At 68.0% G+C, this 850-nt stretch carries 1 protein-coding gene; it reads left to right on the top strand.

What is annotated here, in order from left to right; translation table 11 throughout:
* Positions 1 to 850: flavodoxin-dependent (E)-4-hydroxy-3-methylbut-2-enyl-diphosphate synthase (ispG, locus tag IG84_RS0137140; protein ID WP_037801467.1), on the top strand; the 850-nt coding region annotated here is incomplete at both ends.

The following is an 850-nucleotide window of genomic DNA, read 5'->3' as shown; positions in this document are numbered from 1 at the left end:
GCAGTCGATGACGACGACGCGTACGGCGGACATTGGGGCGACGCTGCAGCAGATCGCGGAGCTGACGGCGTCCGGCTGCCAGATCGTGCGGGTGGCGTGTCCCACGCAGGATGACGCGGATGCGCTGCCGGTGATCGCGAAGAAGTCGGGGATCCCGGTGATCGCCGATATTCACTTCCAGCCGAAGTACGTGTTCGCGGCGATCGACGCGGGCTGTGCGGCGGTGCGGGTCAATCCGGGCAACATCAAGCAGTTCGACGACAAGGTCAAGGAGATCGCCAAGGCGGCCTCCGATGCGGGCACTCCGATCCGGATCGGGGTGAATGCCGGCTCGCTGGACCGCCGCCTGCTGCAGAAGTACGGCAAGGCGACCCCCGAGGCGCTGGTGGAGTCGGCGCTGTGGGAGGCGTCCCTCTTCGAGGAGCACGGCTTCCGGGACATCAAGATCTCGGTCAAGCACAACGACCCGGTGGTCATGGTCAACGCCTACCGGCAGCTCGCCGCGCAGTGCGACTACCCGCTGCACCTGGGCGTGACCGAGGCCGGTCCGGCCTTCCAGGGCACGATCAAGTCGGCTGTCGCCTTCGGCGCGCTGCTGAGCGAGGGCATCGGTGACACGATTCGCGTCTCGCTGTCGGCGCCGCCGGCGGAGGAGATCAAGGTCGGCATCTCCATTCTGGAGTCGCTGAACCTGCGGCAGCGGCGGCTGGAGATCGTCTCGTGCCCGTCGTGCGGGCGGGCGCAGGTGGACGTGTACAAGCTGGCCGAGGAGGTCACCGCGGGGCTGGACGGCATGGAGGTGCCGCTGCGGGTCGCGGTCATGGGCTGTGTCGTGAACGGTCCCGGTGAG

Origin of the sequence: Streptomyces ochraceiscleroticus, from assembly GCF_000720485.1 — a bacterium.
GTDB lineage: Bacteria > Actinomycetota > Actinomycetes > Streptomycetales > Streptomycetaceae > Streptomyces > Streptomyces ochraceiscleroticus.
Note: the sequence above shows the minus strand (reverse complement) of the source record. Positions and strands in the feature narration are given on the sequence as shown.